Source organism: Pseudomonas agarici (assembly GCF_001543125.1).
GTDB classification, from domain to species: domain Bacteria; phylum Pseudomonadota; class Gammaproteobacteria; order Pseudomonadales; family Pseudomonadaceae; genus Aquipseudomonas; species Aquipseudomonas agarici.
In genome coordinates this window covers 1,999,104-2,016,268 of record NZ_CP014135.1, presented here as the reverse complement: position 1 = coordinate 2,016,268, position 17,165 = coordinate 1,999,104, and the positions used below count along the sequence as shown (strand labels likewise).

Genomic DNA, 17,165 nt, shown 5'->3' with positions numbered 1-17,165 from the left:
CCGAATCAAGTCGATAACCCCCCACAGGAGCATCTACCGTGAGCCGCCTGTTACTGAATTGCGATATCGGTGAAAGCTATGGCAACTGGACCATGGGTCTGGATGCTCAAGTCATGCCGTTCGTCGACTGCGCCAACATCGCCTGTGGTTATCACGCGGGAGATCCGAGCATCATGCGCAAGACCGTCACCCTGGCCCTGACCCATGATGTGCGCATTGGCGCTCATCCGGCGTATCCGGATCTGGTCGGTTTCGGTCGCCGCTCCATGGCCTGCACCCCCCAGGAAATCCAGGATCTGCTGCATTACCAGATCGGTGCGCTGGACGGTATCTGCCGGGCCCAGGGCGCACGGGTCAGCTATGTCAAACCCCATGGCGCGATGTACAACGACATGATGGCCAATCCCGAGCAGTTGCGTTCGGTGATCAAGGCGATTGCCGCCTATGACCGCGAGTTGCCGCTGATGCTGCTGGCGATGCGCGACAACAGCGCGGCCCAGGCGCTGGGCGACGAGTATGGCGTGACGCTGTGGTTCGAAGCCTTCGCCGACCGCGCCTATGACAGCGCCGGACGCCTGGTTTCCCGGCAATTGCCGGGGGCGGTACACCATGAGCCGGAGCGCATCATCGAGCAGGCCCTGACTATCGCCCGTGGCGATGATCTGACCGCCAGCGATGGCAGCGCCTTGCGTTTGCAGGCCAACACACTTTGCGTGCATGGCGACAACGCCAGTTCGGTTGAGGCCGTGCGGCGCATTCGCGAGGCCCTGGATCGGCAGTCGAACCCATGAAGCCACGGATTGAAGTGGTGGCCATCGACTGCCTGATGGTGCGTTTATTCGATGTGATTGCCGAAGAAAACATGCTGTGGATGCTCGCCGCCAGCGAACGCCTGCGTAACGGTTTTGCCGGACACCTGGTCGACCTGGTGCCGTCCTATACCACCTTGATGGTGCATTACGACCTGATGGCCTTGAGTCCGAGCCAGGCTCGGGAACTGATCGCCGAGGCCTTGAGCGACCTGGCGCCCAATGCTCGGACTGGCGGCCAATGTCATGTGCTGCCGGTGTGGTACGACCTGAGTGTCGGCCCGGAGTTGAGCCTGTTGGCTGCACGGACCGGTTGGTCGACCGGCGAAGTGATCCGTCGCCACAGCGAGCGCGAATATCAAGTGTTTGCCCTGGGCTTTGCCCCAGGCTTCGCCTTTATGGGGCTGGTGGAAGAGCCACTGGCGGCGCCGCGCCTGAGTACGCCGCGCAAGAAAGTCGCAGCGGGCAGTGTCGGTATTGCCGAGCGCCAGACGGCGGCCTACCCGGTGGTCTCGCCGGGCGGTTGGAACCTGATCGGGCGCACCCCGAGCAAACTGTTCGACCGCGAGCGCGACGGCTACAGCCTGATGCAGCCGGGCGATACCGTGCGGTTTGCCGCGATTGACCACGCCGAGTTCATCAAGTTGGGTGGCGACGATACGCCTTTGGAGGCCCTGGCATGAGCCATCTGTTGATCGAGGCCAGCACGCCGCTGTGCCTGTTGCAGGACCGTGGACGGTTCGGCGTGCGCCATCTCGGGGTTACCCAGGGGGGCGCGCTGGATTGGGTATCGATGTCCTGGGCCAACCACCTGCTGGGCAATCCATTAGACGCGTCGGTGGTGGAAATCGCTCTCGGTGGACTCACGTTGGTTGCCCAGGAGAATTGTTGCCTGGCGTTGGCCGGAGCCGACCTGGGCGCTCAGATAGATGGCCAGGCCCTGGTGCCCTGGCGTAGTTTCGTCCTGAACAAGGGACAGCGCCTGCAATTCACCCAGCCTTTGCTGGGCGCCCGTGCCTATCTGGCGGCCCCGGGTGGTTTTGATGCGCCCAAGGTACTGGGCAGTAGCGCCTGCGTGGTGCGTGAAGAGCTGGGGGGACTTGATGGGCTTGGCAAGCCTTTGCCCAAAGGCGCCAGCCTGAGTTATTCAGGCGCGGCGGTGCCCCCCAGAGAGCTATCGGCGGCGCAGGTTCCTGACTTCCACGCCAAAGCGCCGCTGCGGGTGGTCTTGGGCGCACAGATTGGCGCGTTCAGCGGGCAAAGTCTGTTCGACGCCTTCAACAGCACCTGGACCCTGGACAGTCGTGGTGATCGGATGGGTATTCGGCTGTTGGGACCGGCGCTGACGTATCAGGGCCAACCGATGATTTCCGAGGGCATTCCCCTGGGGGCGATCCAAGTACCGCCAGACGGACAACCGATCGTGTTGCTCAATGACCGACAGACCATTGGCGGTTATCCGCGGCTGGGGGCATTGACGCCACTATCGCTGGCGCGATTGGCGCAATGCCTGCCGGGGACAAAGGTAAGGCTGGCACCGACAGTGCAGGACAGCGCTCATCGGCAGCAAGTCGAATTCATGCGCAAGTTCGCCTGATGCCGGTCCCCTGTGGCGAGCGGGCAAGTCCGCTCGCCACAGGAGTTTCGTCGCTGTTTATTTGGACAGAAATCGCATCCCTTCTTCCAGACCGCGCAGGGTCAACGGATACATCTGGTCCTCGATCAGATCCCGGACAATATGGGTCGAGGCGGTATAATCCCAAGTGTCTCTCGGATACGGGTTGATCCAGATAAGTTTCTTGTACTTTTCCATGAAACGCTGCATCCACAGATAGCCCGGCTCTTCGTTCCAGTGCTCGACGCTGCCGCCGGCCTGAGTGATTTCATACGGGGCCATGGCCGCATCACCCACAAAGATTACCTTGTAGTCGGCGCCGTACTTGTGCAGCAGGTCCTGGGTCGAAGTTCGCTGCGAACCCCGGCGCAAGTTGTTCTTCCACACCGATTCATAAATGAAGTTGTGAAAGTAAAAGTACTCCAGGTGCTTGAACTCGGTCTTGCACGCCGAGAATAACTCCTCGCAGATCTTCACATGGGTATCCATCGAACCGCCGATATCGAATAGCAGCAACAGCTTGATGGTGTTGCGCCGCTCCGGGCGCATCTGGATATTCAGCAGGCCGGCGTCACGGGCGGTGTGGTCGATGGTGCTCTCGATGTCCAGCTCTTGCGCTGCGCCCTGACGGGCGAATTTACGCAGGCGGCGCAGGGCTACCTTGATAGTGCGTGTGCCCAGTTCGACCTGATCGTCGAGGTTCTTGTACTCGCGCTGGTCCCAGACCTTGACGGCCTTGCCCTGGCGCTTGCCGGCATCGCCGACGCGGATGCCTTCCGGGTTGAAACCGCCGGAACCGAAGGGGCTGGTGCCGCCGGTGCCGATCCACTTGCTGCCGCCGGCGTGACGTTCCTTCTGTTCTTCCAGGCGTTTCTTGAATTCTTCGATCAGCTTGTCAAGACCGCCGAGGGACTGGATCTGGGCGCGCTCTTCAGCACTTAGCGAACGTTCGAATTCCTTGCGCAGCCAGTCTTCGGGAATCAGCGCCTGAAGATGCTCGTCGAGTTTTTCCAGGCCATTGAAATAGGCACTGAACGCTCGGTCGAACTTGTCGAAATGGCGTTCGTCCTTGACCAGGATCGTCCGTGCCAGGTAGTAGAACTCGTCCATGTCGGCGAAGGTCACCCGCTGTTTCAGCGCGTTGATCAGATCGAGCAGTTCGCGTAACGATACCGGCACCCTGGCCACGCGCATTTCATTGAATAGGTCGAGCAGCATGGCAATCGCCTCGGATAAACGGGAGGGTCTGTGGGAGCGCTCGCCGAGCGACAATCAGGCAGGCCACTAGCGGCTGCCGCGACGGCTCATGAACGCCAGGCGCTCAAGCAGTTGCACATCCTGCTCGTTCTTCACCAGGGCGCCGGCCAGCGGCGGGATGGCCTTGGTCGGATCGCGTTCGCGCAATACCGCTTCGCCGATATTGTCGGCCATCAATAGCTTCAACCAGTCCACCAGTTCCGAGGTCGAAGGTTTCTTCTTCAGGCCCGGCACCTTGCGCACGTCGAAGAACACATCGAGGGCTTCGCTGACCAGGTCTTTCTTGATGTCCGGGTAGTGCACATCGACGATCTTCTGCAACGTGGGGCGATCCGGGAAGGCGATGTAGTGGAAGAAACAGCGGCGCAGAAAGGCATCCGGCAGCTCTTTTTCATTGTTGGAAGTAATGATGATGATCGGGCGCTTCTTGGCCTTGATGGTTTCATCGATCTCGTAGACATAGAACTCCATCTTGTCGAGCTCTTGCAGCAGGTCGTTGGGGAACTCGATATCGGCCTTGTCGATCTCGTCGATCAGCAGGATCACCCGCTCATCGGATTCGAAGGCTTCCCAGAGCTTGCCCTTTTTCAGGTAGTTGCGCACATCGTGGACCCTGTCCACGCCCAGTTGCGAGTCGCGCAGGCGGCTGACCGCGTCGTACTCGTACAGGCCCTGATGGGCCTTGGTGGTGGACTTGATATGCCAGGTGATCAGCTTGGCACCGAAGGACTCGGCCAACTGTTCGGCAAGCATGGTCTTGCCAGTACCGGGCTCGCCCTTGACCAGCAGCGGACGCTCCAGGGTAATGGCGGCGTTGACGGCCAACTTCAGATCATCGGTGGCGACGTAGGCTAGGGTGCCTTCGAACTTCATCTGTCATTCCTCGAACGGTAACACCGGCCTGGCAGACAGGACGGCGGGAAAATGCCATGCCCGACTATAACGCGGCGTCCGGTGGAGTGTGAACGCCGACGGTTTATTCAGTCTCTGAATGGTGCGTCACATCCTGACCCGGTCGGGATACTTCATGTCAGGTTTGCCACGACTGGACGATTCGAACCCCGAGGCATACCCTTGAGAGCTTACTTTCTGTTGCCCAAAGGACCCTGTCATGAGCCGTATTTTCGCCGACAACGCCCACTCCATCGGTAATACGCCCCTGGTTCAGATCAATCGCATCGCGCCGCGCGGTGTGACTATCCTGGCCAAGATCGAGGGGCGTAACCCAGGATATTCGGTGAAGTGCCGGATCGGCGCGAACATGATCTGGGATGCCGAAAGCAGTGGCCGGCTCAAGTCGGGGATGACCATCGTCGAGCCGACCTCGGGCAATACCGGGATTGGCCTGGCCTTTGTCGCTGCCGCCCGTGGCTACAAATTATTGCTGACCATGCCGTCGTCCATGAGCATCGAGCGGCGCAAGGTCCTCAAGGCACTGGGTGCCGAGCTGGTACTGACTGACCCGGCTCTGGGTATGAAGGGCGCGATCGAGAAGGCCGCCGAGATCGTCAACGGCGATCCGGCCCACTACTTCATGCCTGCGCAGTTCGACAACCCGGCCAACCCGGCGATCCATGAGAAAACCACCGGGCCGGAAATCTGGAATGACACCGATGGCGCGGTCGATGTGCTGGTGGTGGGGGTAGGCACTGGCGGCACCCTCAGCGGTGTTTCGCGGTATATCAAGCTGACCCGGGGCAAGCCGATCCTCTCGGTGGCAGTGGAGCCGGTGTCATCGCCGGTGATCACCCAGACCCTGGCCGGACAGGAGGTCAAGCCGTCGCCTCACAAGATCCAGGGCATCGGAGCGGGTTTTGTGCCGAAGAACCTCGATCTGTCGTTGGTGGATCGGGTTGAATTGGTCACTGACGAGGAGTCCAAGGTCATGGCCCTGCGGTTGATGCAGGAGGAAGGGATCCTCTGCGGCATTTCCTCTGGCGCCGCCATGGCCGTGGCCGTGCGCCTGGCGGAGACTCCGGAAATGCAGGGCAAGACCCTTGTCGTGGTGCTGCCCGACTCCGGCGAGCGCTACCTGTCGAGCATGCTGTTCAGCGATTTGTTCACCGACCAGGAGATCCAGCAATAAATCGGCACGGGCGGCGCCCGCGCAACTGATCTGTATCAGTCCCGGTTCAGCGGGGACGTGCTACATACATGCTGTGTAGCGCCACCGCCGCTGCTGAATGTGTGGGCCGATGGGTTTTTCCCGAGGCAGGGAATGTTTATCATGGCCGGCTGCCACGTCGGGCGAATATTGCCCTGTCCCGAGGTTGCCCATTTTCAAGGAGTGTTGAATGACCTTTTCCTTTGCCGCCAAGGCCACAGTGTTGCTGCTGTTCCTCGGCAGTACGCTTTACGTGCATTTGCGCGGCAAGGCGCGTTTGCCGGTGCTGCGCCAGTTCGTCAACCATTCCGCGCTGTTTGCCCCGTACAACGCCTTGATGTACCTGTTTTCCGCTGTACCGTCCAAGCCGTACCTGGACCGCAGCAAGTTTCCCGAGCTGGATGTACTCAAGGACAACTGGCAGGTGATTCGCGAAGAGGCCATGCACTTGTTCGACGAGGGCTATATCCGTGCCGCCGAGAAGAACAACGATGCCGGTTTCGGTTCGTTCTTCAAGAAGGGGTGGAAGCGCTTCTACCTCAAGTGGTACGACAAGCCGCTGCCGTCGGCCGAGCTGCTCTGCCCGAAAACCGTCGCCCTGGTCAGCAGCATTCCCAACATCAAGGGCGCGATGTTCGCCCTGTTGCCCGGTGGCAGCCATCTAAATCCACACCGCGACCCGTTCGCCGGTTCGTTGCGTTATCACCTGGGGTTGTCGACACCCAATTCCGACGATTGCCGGATTTTTGTCGACGGCCAGGTCTACGCCTGGCGCGACGGCCAGGACGTGATGTTCGACGAGACCTACGTGCACTGGGTCAAGAACGAAACCGAGCAGACCCGGGTCATCTTGTTCTGCGATATCGAGCGGCCATTGAGCAATCGCCCGATGACCCTGATCAACCGCTGGGTCAGTGGTTTGCTGGGGCGTGCCACCGCGCCGCAGAATCTCGATGACGAACGTGTGGGCGGTATCAACCAGGCCTACGCCTGGAGCAAAAACTTCAGTGACCGTTTCAGTGGCGTGGTCAAGCAGTGGAAACGTAAGCACCCCAAGGCCTACCGCATTATGCGCCCGGTGCTGGCGGTGATGGTGCTGACGCTGCTCGGCTACTGGTTGTTCGGCTGAGTTGTTGCGATCTGTGTCGAGCGCTGGTTAGGGTCAACGCTCGCTGCATTCGCCTTATCGGTCGGCCACGCCGACCGCTTTCACCATCGCGGCCGGTTTCAGCACCTGCCACAACGCCACCGCAATCAACACCCCGCCATACAAATGGGCCATCGACAGCGGCTCACCGAGAAACAGCGCGCCCCACAATACGCCGAACGCCGGGATCATAAAGGTCACCGTCATCGACTTGATCGGGCCGATACTGCTGATCAGCTTGAAATACATGATGTAGGCCAATGCCGTACACACCAGACCCAGACTCAGCAGCGAGCTCCAGACGCTGATTCCACCCCAGTTGGCTGGCGGATGGACGATGGCGCTGTAGGCGAAGAATGGCAGGATCACCAGGGTTGCGCCGAACATGCTGCCCATGGCCGACAGCCGTGGATCCAAGCCCCCTTGCTGGTCGAGCCAGCGGCGGGTGAGGAAACCGGCGAAGCCATAACTGGTGGTTGCCAGCAGGCACGCCGCGGCGCCCAATAGTAATTCCAGATTGAAGCTCACCGGCCCGGCACGGGTCAACACCGCGACCCCGAACAGACCGAGGAAGATGCCCAGCAGCTTGCTCAAGCCGAGTCTTTCATGGAAGAACAGGCCGCCGATCAGCACGCCCATCAGTGGCGTGGTGGCGTTGAAGATCGACGAATAGCCGGCCGGTAGCACCTGGGCGGCGACCGAATACAGTGTCGCCGGCAATCCGGAGTTGATCACACCGAGCATCAAGCAGACTTTGAACTTACCCTTGAAGTCCCAACGGACGCGCATCAACGACAGGATCACCAGCAGCCCCACGGCGGCGATGGAGACGCGAAAGAAGGCGGTGGGAAAGGCTCCCAGCTCCGGGGCAATGATGCGCATGAACAGGAAACTGGCACCCCAGACGGCGGCCAGACTAAACATGCGCACAATATCGACGGGTCTCACAGGGGCGTCCTTGACGGGGTAAGGCGGGCCAGTGTCCCCGGATGTGGGTGGCAAGGCAATGGTTGCGTCACGCGACCATTGACCTCTAAGCTCAAGTGTTCCGCGATCAGAATAATCTCCGAAAAGTCACGCAGGGGTTTGACCATGTCACGGCAACGGCTGGCCACCGATATCGCCCGTCTGATCCTTGATGGTTTCGATAATTACCGCGAGCACTTTCGCCAGATCACCGACGGCGCCCGTGCCCGTTTCGAAGGTGCACGCTGGCAGGAGGCCCAGGCGGCATCGGTGGCACGAATCAACCTCTACGAAGAGCAGGTCAGAGAGGTTAGCGCGCGGCTGCGGGGCGGATTCGAGGCCAATGCCTTACTCGATATCACCCTCTGGCCCCTGGTGAAAAGTGCCTATATCAGCCTGATTGACCTGCGTTTGGACGATGAACTGGGGGAGACCTGGTACAACTCGATCTTCTGTGGGTTGTTCAGTCATGAGCTGATCAGCGACGGCTGCATGTTCATCCATACCACCCGGCCATCCTTGCGGCGGGCATGGGCGGCGCAGACCCGGACTTATCGCCCCTTCGGCGAGCTCTTGGGTATGCTCGAGCAGATCTTTACCGATTACACGTTCAGCGAGGCCTACGCCGACCTGCCCGGCGATCTGCGGCGGTTGGCGGTGCAGTTGCGCAAAAGCCTGCCGGATTGGGTCTGTAAGGACCCCGAACTGAGTGTCGAACTGTTCTCCTCGGTGCTCTACCGCAACAAAGGAGCCTATCTGGTGGGGCAGATCTCTACCCATGAGGAGCAATGGCCACTGGTGATTGCGTTGTTGCACCGTGAAGGTCGCGGGATCCAGATCGATGCGCTGATCACCGATGAAGCCGATGTCTCCATCATCTTTTCCTTCACGCGCTCCTACTTCATGGTTGATGTGCCGGTGCCGGCGCAGTTCATCGGTTTTCTGCGGCGCATCCTGCCGGGTAAGCATATCGCCGAGCTGTACACCTCCATCGGTTTCTACAAGCACGGTAAGTCCGAGTTCTACCGGGCGCTGATCAATCACCTGGCCGATACCGACGACCGATTCATCATGGCGCCGGGCGTGCGCGGGATGGTCATGAGCGTGTTTACCCTGCCGGGGTTCAACACGGTGTTCAAGATCATCAAGGATCGTTTCTCGCCATCGAAGAACGTCGATCGAGCGACGGTGATCGAGAAGTATCGCCTGGTGAAAAGCGTCGATCGGGTGGGACGCATGGCCGATACCCAGGAGTTCGCCGACTTCCGTTTTCCCCTGGGCAAGTTCGATCCTGCCTGCCTGGAGGAGTTGCTGGAAGTGGCGCCATCCACCGTGCGGGTCGAAGGAGAGACGGTGCTGATCCGTCACTGCTGGACCGAACGACGCATGACACCGCTGAATCTCTACCTGGATAACGCCAATGCAGCCCAGGTCCGCGAGGCGCTGGAGGACTATGGCCTGGCGATCAAGCAACTGGCGGCGGCGAATATCTTCCCCGGCGACATGCTGCTGAAGAACTTCGGCGTGACCCGTCACGGTCGGGTGGTGTTCTACGACTACGACGAGATTTGCCTGCTGACCGAAGTCAACTTTCGTCATATCCCCGCGCCGCGCACCCCGGAGGACGAGATGGCCTGCGAGCCCTGGTACTCCATCGGGCCGCTGGACGTGTTTCCCGAGGAGTTCCCGCCATTCCTGTTTGCCGACCTGGCGCAGCGCCGCTTGTTCGAGCAGTTGCACGGCGAGTTGTACAACGCTGATTACTGGAAGGGGCTACAGGAGGCGATTCGCGCCGGCAAGGTCATCGATGTGTTCCCGTATCGGCGCAAGGGGCTGGAAAACGGATAATAGGGTGTTTACTGGATCGAGTAGCATGGGCTGATTTGTTTTTTGCCACTTTTTAAGTGTTTTTGGGCATCATAAACGGGTGGGTAACCTCGATGAAGCAAAGGCTAAGATTTATAGAAGATTTTTGAGATATCTGTGATAATTAGAAATACTTGAAAGTTGAGATAGATATGAAAATTGAATCGATTCGTCTTAAAAATTTTAAGGTTTTCCGAGATGTCCATTTGCAAGATATTCCTCCGTTTTTGATCGTTGTTGGAGCGAATGGTGCTGGTAAGACTTCGCTCTTTGATGTTTTTGGTTTTTTGCATGACTGCCTGAAAGGCAATGTACGCCAAGCTTTAGATAGTCGTGGTCGTTTTCGCGAAGTGCTCAGCAGGGAAAGTGATGGTGATACCATCTTAATTGAAGTTCAGTATCGAATGCCTATTGCAGGTGTTAATCGTCTTGTTACATATTCTCTGGAGATTGGTGAGCGAAATAACGTCCCTTATGTTAAACGAGAAATATTGCGCTATAAGCGTGGGCGTTATGGAAGTCCCTATAGGTTTTTAGATTTTGAGAATGGCCAGGGTTTTGCTATTACTAATGAAGAGGAGTTTAAGCGATCGGACGATGAATTGGATCGAGAATATCAGTCTGTGGCGCCTGATACCCTGGCGATTAAAGGGTTGGGGCAGTTTGAGAGATTTAAAGCAGCGAATGCGTTCCGTCAGTTAATCGAACAGTGGCATGTATCAGATTTTCATATAAGTTCTGCGCGAGGTAGAAAAGAGCCTTCAGGTGATTCTGAACATCTTTCAGAGTCGGGAGGTAATTTGCCTCTAGTCGCTCGTTATATGTATGAGCAGCATCCAGAACAGTTTAAGAAAATCCTTGAAACGATGGCGAGACGGGTTCCCGGTGTGAGGGGGATTGAGCCGAGGCTTATGGATGATGGCTATCTGACCTTGCGTTTTCAGGATGGCTCATTTAAAACGCCATTTTTGGACAGATATGTTTCGGATGGAACCATAAAGATGTTTGCATATATGGTTCTTCTACATGACCCCGCTCCGCATCCTCTCCTATGTGTTGAGGAACCGGAAAATCAGCTGTACCCCACTCTTATGGAGGAGCTGGCCGAGGAGTTTCGAGGTTATGCTCTGCGCGGGGGGCAGGTTTTAGTGTCTACACATTCTCCCGATTTTTTGAATGCGGCACAATTGGATGAGGTTTGTTGGTTAGTTAAACGTGATGGAGGAACAGAGATTCGGCGCGCTAAGGACGATCCTCAAATTTGTGCTTATATGGCTCAAGGTGATCAGCTGGGATATTTGTGGAAGCAAGGATTTTTCGAAGGGGCTGATCCGCAATGAGGAGGGAATTGGTTTTTCTGCTGGAGGAAAGGTCTGCGAAGGTAATGCTTGAGAGTTTTTTACCGCGAGTGCTTGATGAGCGAGTAGAGTTTAAGCTTATTGCTTTTGAAGGGAAGCAAGATCTTGAAAAAAGAATGACAATGCGTATGCAGGCTTACTTGAACCCTGAAGCTAGATTCATAGTCATGCGCGACCAGGATAGTGTTCCTGATTGCAAAGCTATTAAGTCGAAATTGGTCGAAAAATGCAATGCCTCAGGGAGAGGAAAGCATAGTTTGGTGCGTATTGCATGTCGTGAATTAGAGGCTTTTTATTTGGCTGACCTATTGGCTGTTGAAAATGCGCTTGATATAAAAGGGTTGAGTGCTAAACAACGAGGAGCAAAATTTCGGAGTCCAGATTACCTTGTCTCCCCCAGCCATGAACTGAAGGCTGTCACCGGACATCGGTATGAAAAAATTAGCGGCTCACGAGAAATAGGTCGCTACCTAAACGTAAAGGGGGAGCGTTCTGATAGCTTTCGTAACCTGGTTGAGGGTATCAAGCGGCTAGAACAGGAGCTGCTTTCGCTGTGAGTTTTACACAGAGGAACTGGTGATGCATTAGTCTTATCAGTCAGTTGCATGCGACAATGTAAGTTCACTTGCACTGCTAAAAAGCCCTCTGCGTACCTAATGACTGACGAATCGCCTGCTATCGAGCAACTGCTGAAAAACCTTGACCTCGCCATGATTGCCGACCGCCACCGGTTGCGGCGGCAATTGCATGAGCTGCGCAAGAAGCCCGATGAGACGAAGCTGGGGCAGTGGGCCGAGAGGGTTCAGGCCTCCTGCGCCCAAGTCACGGCGCGGCGCCAGAGCGTGCCGCTGATTCGTTATGACGACAGCTTGCCCATCGCCGCCAAGCGCGACGAGATCAAGCAGGCGTTGCTCAAGCACCAGGTGCTGATCATCGCCGGTGAAACCGGCTCGGGCAAAACCACCCAGTTGCCGAAAATCTGCCTGGAAATCGGTCGCGGCCAGCATGGCCTGATTGGCCATACCCAGCCACGGCGGATCGCCGCCCGTAGCGTGGCGAGCCGGGTGGCCGAGGAGTTGGCGACCCCACTGGGCGCGTTGGTGGGTTATCAGGTGCGCTTCGAGGACCAGAGCGACGCCAACACCCTGATCAAGCTGATGACCGATGGCATCCTGTTGGCGGAAACCCAGAATGATCGTTACCTCGAACGCTACGACACGATCATCGTCGACGAAGCCCACGAGCGCAGCCTGAACATCGATTTCCTGCTCGGTTATCTGAAGACCCTGCTGCCACGGCGTCCGGACCTGAAAGTCATCATCACCTCGGCGACCATCGACCTGGAGCGCTTTTCCCGGCACTTCAACGATGCGCCGATCGTCGAAGTCTCCGGTCGGACCTTCCCGGTGCAAACCTGGTATCGCCCGCTGACCTCCGAACAGGATGAAGAAGGCAACAGCGTCGAGGACGACCTGACAGTCGACCAGGCCATTCTCGCCACCCTCGACGAGATCGCCGCCTTCGAGCGCAGCGAGCGCAAGAGCCCCGGCGATGTGCTGGTGTTTCTACCCGGCGAGCGGGAAATTCGCGATGCCGCAGACATACTGCGCAAGGCCCAATTCAAGCACACCGAAATTCTTCCTTTATATGCGCGGCTGTCACCGGCCGAGCAACAGCGGATCTTCCAGTCCCATCCGGGACGTAGAGTGGTACTGGCGACCAACGTCGCGGAAACCTCGCTGACCGTGCCGGGCATCCGTTATGTGATCGACAGCGGCACCGCCCGCATCAGTCGTTACAGCTACCGCGCCAAGGTCCAGCGCCTGCCCATCGAGGCGGTCTCCCAGGCCAGCGCCAATCAGCGCAAGGGCCGTTGCGGTCGGGTCGAGCCGGGGATCTGCGTGCGCTTGTACAGCGAAGAGGATTTCAACGGCCGGCCGCCATTCACCGACCCGGAGATCCTGCGTACCAACCTGGCGGCGGTGATCTTGCAGATGCTCCACCTGCGCCTGGGCGAGATCACTGCGTTTCCGTTTATCGAGCCGCCGGATGGCAAGGCCATCAGTGACGGTTTCAACCTGCTGCAAGAATTGTCGGCGGTAACCCGCGAGAACCAGTTGACGCCATTAGGCCGGCAATTGGCGCGGCTGCCGGTAGACCCGCGCATGGGCCGCATGTTGCTGGAAGCGGCCACACTCGGCAGCCTGCAGGAAGTGTTGATCGTCGCCAGTGCCATGTCGGTGCAGGACCCGCGCGAGCGGCCGCCCGAACGCCAGCAGGCTGCTGATCAGGCCCATGCACAGTGGAAGGACGTGGATTCGGATTTCGCCGGCCTGATCAATGTCTGGCGGGGTTTCGAGGAACAGCGTCAGGCCCTCGGCGCCAGTGCCTTGCGCAATTGGTGCAGGAAGAACTTCCTCAATTATCTGCGGATGCGCGAGTGGCGTGATTCACATCGGCAGTTGGGGCTGATCTGCCGCGACTTGCAGTTGAGCGTCAACAAGGAGCCAGCGGATTATCCCAAGCTGCACAAGGCGGTGTTGTCCGGGTTGCTGAGCCAGATCGGCCAAAAGACCGAGGACGGCGACTATCTCGGCGCGCGCCAGCGGCGGTTCTGGGTCCATCCGTCTTCGGGTCTGGGGCGCAAGCGCCCGCAATGGTTGATGGCCGCCGAACTGGTGGAAACCAGCAAGCTCTATGCGCGCATGGTCGCCAAGATCGAGCCGGACTGGATCGAACCGCTGGCCGGGCACCTGATCAAGAAGAATCACTTCGAGCCCCATTGGGAGAAGAAGCGCGGTCAGGTGGTGGCTTTCGAGCAGATCACCTTGTTCGGCCTGATCGTGGTCGGACGCCGTCCGGTGCATTTCGGCCCCGTCGATCCCGTCGCTTCCCGCGAGTTGTTTGTCCGCGAGGCACTGGTACGCGGCGAGATCCAGTCGAAGGCCAGGTGCCTGAGTGCCAATACCCGCCTGCTCGAACAGCTCGACGAACTGGAGGCCAAGGCCCGGCGTCGGGACATTCTTGCCGATGAGGAAACTCTGTTTGCCTTCTACGATGCGCGTCTGCCGGCGCAGATCCATCAGACCGCAACCTTCGACAGTTGGTATCGGGTCCATAGCCAGAAAGATCCACAACTGCTGATCATGCGCGAGGAGGACGTGCTGGCTCGCGAAGCCAGTGAAGTCACCGCCGCGCATTATCCGGACACCCTGCATCTGGGCGACTTGGCCCTGGCCTTGAGTTATCACTTTGAACCCAACCATCCCCGTGACGGCGTGACCTTGCGCGTGCCGGCGCCGCTGTTGCCGGTACTGCCCGCCGAACGCCTGGAGTGGCTGGTGCCGGGAGTGATCGAGGCCAAGTGCATTGCCCTGGTGCGCAACCTGCCCAAGGCGCTGCGCAAGAACTTCGTACCGGTGCCGGACTTCGTCAAGGCGGCGCTGCAACGTATCGAGTTCGCCCAGGGCTCGCTGCCCCAGGCGCTGGGGCGCGAGCTGTTGCGCATGACCGGGGCACGGGTCAGCGACGAAGCCTGGGTCGAAGCGGCGCAGCAGGTGGAAAGCCATCTGCGGATGAACCTGGAGGTGGTCGATGCCCAGGGCAAGTTCCTCGGCGAAGGCCGCGACCTGGCGCAACTGACGGCGCGCTTCGCCCAGGCCAGCCAGGCCGCGTTGGCTGTAGCGCAAACCGCGACGAGCCAGCAGCCGGTGGAGGCCAAGGTCTTCGCTGCCGTTGCCGAAACTACCCAGCAGAAGATCGCCGGGCTATCGATGACGGTCTATCCGGCACTGGTGGAGGAGGGCGGCACGGTCAAGGAAGGGCGTTTTTCTACCCCAGCGCAGGCTGAGTACCAGCATCGCCGAGCCTTGCAGCGGCTGCTGATGCAGCAACTGGCCGAATCGGCGAAGTTCCTGCGTGGCAAGCTGCCGGGCCTGACCGAGCTGGGCCTGCTGTATCGCGAACTGGGACGCATCGAGGCGTTGGTGGAGGACATCCTGCTGGCCAGCCTCGACGGCTGTGTCCTTGACGGTGAAGACCCGCTGCCCCGTGATGGCGCCGGCCTGGCTTCCCTGGCCGAACGCAAGCGTGGCGGCTGGACCGAGCATGCCGAGCGCCTGGCACGCCTGACCCTGGAGATTCTCAAGCTCTGGCACGGCTTGCAGAAGCGTTTCAAGGGCAAGATCGATCTGGCCCAGGCCGTGGCGCTCAACGACATCAAACAGCAACTGAGCCAACTGGTCTACCCGGGGTTTGTCCGGGAAACCCCAGGTGCCTGGCTCAAGGAACTGCCGCGTTATCTCAAAGCCATTGAATTGCGCCTGGAGAAGTTGCCCAGCCAGGTGCAGAAGGACCGGGTCTGGAGCAGCGAACTGGGGGGATTGTGGAGCCAGTACCAGACCCGTGTGGCCAAGCATGCTCAGGAGGGCAAGCGTGATCCGCAACTGGCGCTGTACCGCTGGTGGCTGGAAGAGTACCGGGTGTCCTTGTTCGCCCAGCAATTGGGGACCAAGGTGCCGATCTCGGACAAGCGCCTGGGCAAGCAATGGAGCCAGGTTGATGGCTAGTGGCCTGTGTGGTGAGTGCTGTGAGGTAACTTCGGCGCCAGCGGTCTCTGACCGGCGTTGTCGTTCCTTGCCATAGCCGGCTATGACTCGTCACAGCGCCTTGGTCATGGACTTTTGGTACCCGAACTTGAGCTAACGAACTCACCGTAGCGGCCAGCAGTCGTTAATATTGGCGTTGCGGCGAAATCCCGGCGTTTATGGCACAATTGGCGGTTATAAATGCCAGGTTCAGCGACTGAACCGGAAAAAACGCGCCAGGGTCCTCCCTGCTGTCAGGGGTTGGCCCTTTTATGTATTGGTACGATGGTGCCAGTGCTTTCTGCCTGAACAGAATATAGAGGAACGACCGTGCATAACGTGGTCATCAGCGGCACCGGCCTATACACTCCGCCAAACAGCATTTCCAACGAAGAGCTGGTGCAGTCTTTCAATACCTATGTACAGCTGTTCAATGACAAAAATGCTGCAGCCATCGAGCGGGGCGAGGTTCAGGCCTTGAGCGAATCCAGCGCGGCATTCATCGAAAAGGCTTCCGGCATTAAGAGCCGCTTTGTCATGGACAAGGATGGCATTCTCGACCCCCGTCGCATGAAGCCGCGCCTGCCCGAGCGTGGTAATGACGAATGGTCGATCCTTTGCCAGATGGCCACCGGCGCCGCCGAGCAGGCCTTGCAGCGTGCCGGCAAGACCGCCGCCGATATCGATGGAGTGATCGTCGCCTGCTCCAACCTGCAACGGGCCTACCCGGCAGTGGCGATCGAAGTCCAGGAAGCGCTGGGCATTCGGGGTTTCGGTTTCGACATGAACGTGGCCTGTTCTTCGGCGACCTTCGGCATCCAGGCCGCCAGCAACAGCGTGCAGTTGGGCCAGGCCAGAGCGATCCTGATGGTCAACCCGGAAGTCTGCACCGGCCACCTGAATTTTCGCGACCGTGACAGTCACTTCATCTTCGGCGATGCGGCGACGGCGGTGATTGTCGAGCGTGCGGACCTGGCGACTTCTTCTTATCAGTTCGACATTGTCGGCACCAAGCTGTTGACCCAGTTCTCCAACAATATCCGCAACAACTTCGGTTTCCTCAACCGCGCGGCGGAAGAGGGCGTCGGCGCACCGGACAAGCTGTTTGTCCAGGAAGGCCGCAAGGTGTTCCGCGATGTCTGTCCGATGGTGGCCGAACTGATCGGTACTCACCTGCACGAGAACCAGTTGGATATCAGTCAGGTCAAGCGTTTCTGGCTGCACCAGGCCAACCTCAGCATGAACCACCTGATCGTCAAGAAGCTGCTGGGTCGCGAAGCCTCGGAAATGGAGGCGCCGGTGATTCTCGATACTTACGCCAATACCAGCTCGGCGGGTTCGGTGATTGCCTTGCACAAGAACCAGGACGATCTCGCGGCGGGGTCGCTGGCGGTGCTCAGCTCGTTCGGCGCGGGTTATTCGATCGGCAGCGTGATTCTACGCAAACGTTGATTGAC

13 protein-coding genes are annotated in these 17,165 nt (G+C 58.8%); 10 read left to right on the top strand and 3 right to left on the bottom strand.

The genetic code is table 11. The features are described 5' to 3' along the window. Positions 1–38: 38 nt before the first annotated feature. From AWM79_RS08860 to AWM79_RS08850, 3 genes are read left to right on the top strand one after another with little or no spacing between them, the layout of a single operon-like run. Entirely contained in the window at positions 39–791 is a 753-nt protein-coding gene (locus tag AWM79_RS08860; RefSeq protein ID WP_017133438.1) for a 5-oxoprolinase subunit PxpA, read from the top strand. Next, entirely contained in the window at positions 788–1,492 is a 705-nt protein-coding gene (gene pxpB / locus AWM79_RS08855) for a 5-oxoprolinase subunit PxpB (protein WP_060782637.1), read from the top strand. The genes AWM79_RS08860 and pxpB overlap by 4 nt, the downstream gene beginning before the upstream one ends. Continuing rightward, positions 1,489–2,406, top strand: coding sequence for a 5-oxoprolinase subunit C family protein (locus AWM79_RS08850; protein WP_060782636.1), 918 nt, complete (start codon positions 1,489–1,491; stop codon positions 2,404–2,406). The genes pxpB and AWM79_RS08850 overlap by 4 nt, the downstream gene beginning before the upstream one ends. A gap of 57 nt (positions 2,407–2,463) precedes the next feature. On the opposite strand, the gene AWM79_RS08845 is transcribed toward AWM79_RS08850, so the two are convergent. Together AWM79_RS08845 and AWM79_RS08840 are read right to left on the bottom strand one after the other, a co-directional pair. Beyond that, on the bottom strand, positions 2,464–3,642 hold the full coding sequence (locus AWM79_RS08845) for a vWA domain-containing protein (RefSeq protein ID WP_060782635.1): 1,179 nt from the start codon (positions 3,640–3,642) through the stop codon (positions 2,464–2,466). Between the two features lie 66 nt (positions 3,643–3,708). After that, entirely contained in the window at positions 3,709–4,554 is an 846-nt protein-coding gene (locus tag AWM79_RS08840; protein WP_017133442.1) for an AAA family ATPase, read from the bottom strand. A 238-nt stretch (positions 4,555–4,792) separates the two neighbouring features. Here AWM79_RS08840 and cysK point away from each other — a divergent pair, with 238 nt between their 5' ends. Continuing rightward, the gene (cysK, locus tag AWM79_RS08835) at positions 4,793–5,767 is read left to right on the top strand and encodes a cysteine synthase A (RefSeq protein WP_017133443.1); all 975 of its coding nucleotides are present in this window, start codon (positions 4,793–4,795) and stop codon (positions 5,765–5,767) included. Positions 5,768–5,975: 208 nt separating this feature from the next. Beyond that, the gene (locus tag AWM79_RS08830) at positions 5,976–6,914 is read left to right on the top strand and encodes an aspartyl/asparaginyl beta-hydroxylase domain-containing protein (protein WP_017133444.1); all 939 of its coding nucleotides are present in this window, start codon (positions 5,976–5,978) and stop codon (positions 6,912–6,914) included. A 54-nt stretch (positions 6,915–6,968) separates the two neighbouring features. On the opposite strand, the gene AWM79_RS08825 is transcribed toward AWM79_RS08830, so the two are convergent. Continuing rightward, entirely contained in the window at positions 6,969–7,880 is a 912-nt protein-coding gene (locus tag AWM79_RS08825; RefSeq protein ID WP_026013346.1) for a DMT family transporter, read from the bottom strand. Positions 7,881–8,024: 144 nt separating this feature from the next. On the opposite strand from AWM79_RS08825, the gene aceK reads away from it, so the two are divergent. The 5 genes from aceK (at position 8,025) to AWM79_RS08800 (ending at position 17,160) form a co-directional block, all read left to right on the top strand. After that, positions 8,025–9,746: a bifunctional isocitrate dehydrogenase kinase/phosphatase gene (gene aceK, locus AWM79_RS08820; protein WP_060782634.1), complete on the top strand. Its 1,722-nt coding sequence runs from the start codon at positions 8,025–8,027 to the stop codon at positions 9,744–9,746. 170 nt (positions 9,747–9,916) lie between these two features. Next, the gene (locus AWM79_RS08815) at positions 9,917–11,104 is read left to right on the top strand and encodes an AAA family ATPase (RefSeq protein WP_060782633.1); all 1,188 of its coding nucleotides are present in this window, start codon (positions 9,917–9,919) and stop codon (positions 11,102–11,104) included. 8 nt (positions 11,105–11,112) lie between these two features. Next, a complete protein-coding gene (locus tag AWM79_RS08810) occupies positions 11,113–11,679 on the top strand; it encodes a DUF4276 family protein (protein ID WP_244159627.1) in 567 nt (188 codons plus the stop codon). A 99-nt stretch (positions 11,680–11,778) separates the two neighbouring features. Further along, a complete protein-coding gene (gene hrpA, locus AWM79_RS08805; protein ID WP_060782631.1) occupies positions 11,779–15,690 on the top strand; it encodes an ATP-dependent RNA helicase HrpA in 3,912 nt (1,303 codons plus the stop codon). A gap of 348 nt (positions 15,691–16,038) precedes the next feature. Then, positions 16,039–17,160, top strand: a complete 1,122-nt coding sequence (locus tag AWM79_RS08800) for a beta-ketoacyl-ACP synthase III (protein WP_017133451.1) — start codon at positions 16,039–16,041, stop codon at positions 17,158–17,160. Positions 17,161–17,165 lie beyond the last annotated feature (5 nt).

Excerpts from the sequence above, each read along its gene's own strand:
- AWM79_RS08830 (WP_017133444.1), top strand. The coding sequence starts at position 5,976 with ATGACCTTTTCCTTTGCCGCCAAGGCCACAGTGTTGCTGCTGTTCCTC.
- AWM79_RS08850 (WP_060782636.1), top strand. The coding sequence starts at position 1,489 with ATGAGCCATCTGTTGATCGAGGCCAGCACGCCGCTGTGCCTGTTGCAG.
- hrpA (WP_060782631.1), top strand. The coding sequence starts at position 11,779 with ATGACTGACGAATCGCCTGCTATCGAGCAACTGCTGAAAAACCTTGAC.
- aceK (WP_060782634.1), top strand. The coding sequence starts at position 8,025 with ATGTCACGGCAACGGCTGGCCACCGATATCGCCCGTCTGATCCTTGAT.
- AWM79_RS08845 (WP_060782635.1), bottom strand. The coding sequence starts at position 3,642 with ATGCTGCTCGACCTATTCAATGAAATGCGCGTGGCCAGGGTGCCGGTA.
- AWM79_RS08840 (WP_017133442.1), bottom strand. The coding sequence starts at position 4,554 with ATGAAGTTCGAAGGCACCCTAGCCTACGTCGCCACCGATGATCTGAAG.
- AWM79_RS08815 (WP_060782633.1), top strand. The coding sequence starts at position 9,917 with ATGAAAATTGAATCGATTCGTCTTAAAAATTTTAAGGTTTTCCGAGAT.
- cysK (WP_017133443.1), top strand. The coding sequence starts at position 4,793 with ATGAGCCGTATTTTCGCCGACAACGCCCACTCCATCGGTAATACGCCC.
- pxpB (WP_060782637.1), top strand. The coding sequence starts at position 788 with ATGAAGCCACGGATTGAAGTGGTGGCCATCGACTGCCTGATGGTGCGT.